This window comes from Streptococcus sp. 20925_1_24, assembly GCF_041432335.1.
In the GTDB taxonomy this organism is placed as follows: domain Bacteria; phylum Bacillota; class Bacilli; order Lactobacillales; family Streptococcaceae; genus Streptococcus; species Streptococcus mitis_BM.
In genome coordinates, this window is record NZ_JAPVZM010000027.1 from 1 (window position 1) to 1,169 (window position 1,169).

Consider the following 1,169-nt stretch of genomic DNA (forward strand, 5'->3'; position numbering starts at 1 on the left):
GAACGTAAAGTTACAATCCCAGTTAAAGTTAAGAATGGTGATGAAGAAGTTACTGTGGATGTTCCAGTTACAATTCAACGTGATACAGATGGCGACGGTATCCCAGATGTGACCGATCCAGATGATGATAACGATGGTATTCCAGACAAGGATGAAGAGAAAAATGGAACAGATCCTAAGACACCAACAACTCAAACTCCTACAATCGATATCACACGCAAACCAAATGGTGATGCAGTAATAACACCGAAGAAACCAGATGGCTCAACCTACCCACCAGGAACAGTAGTAGAAATTCCAGGTAAGGATGGTAATCCAATTGTCGTTACAATCGGTGAAGATGGTTCAGGAATAGTTCCAAATGACAAGTTACCTAAAGGTGATTTACCAGGAAAAGGTACAGTAACAGAACCGAATAAAGAACCATCACAACCAGTGCCAGTAACAACACCAGCTCGTAAGAACCCGACAATCAAAATTGAACAAGATCCTAAGACGGGTGATGTTACAGTGACACCGAAGAAACCAGATGGTTCAATCTACCCACCAGGAACAGTAGTAGAAATTCCAGGTAAAGACGGGAACCCAATCACAGTAACAATCGGTGAAGATGGTAAAGGTAAAGTACCAAACAGTGATCTGCCAGAAGGAGATATTCCGGGAACAGGTAAGATTATTGAAAAAGGGAAAACACCTGAAGAAGTTCAAGTGAAGACACCTAAAAAATTAGATCCAAATGAACCACAAACAGAGCAACCAGTCTCAATTGATATTACTAGAAAACCAAATGGAGATGCTATTGTAACACCGAAGAAACCTGGAGTGGGAGGAACATATCCACCAGGAACGAAGGTAGTTATTCCGGGTGATAATGATACTCCAATCGAGGTTATCATCGGAGAAGACGGTTCAGGAATAGTACCGAATGATGGTCTTCCAAAAGGAAAAATCGAAGGAGAAGGTACAGTAACAGAACCGAATAAGAGACCATCACAACCAGTACCAGCAACAACTCCAGCACGTAAGACTCCAACCGTAGACTTGGAACAAGATCCTAAGACTGGTGATGTTACAGTGACACCGAAGAAACCAGATGGCTCAATCTACCCACCAGGAACAGTAGTAGAAATTCCAGGTAAAGACGGAAACCCAATCACAGTAACAATCGG

At 42.3% G+C, this 1,169-nt stretch carries 1 pseudogene; it reads left to right on the forward strand.

Features of this window, described 5'->3' with window-relative positions:
- Positions 1 to 1,169: pseudogene (locus O3650_RS09540) on the forward strand (hypothetical protein); the annotation flags it as partial.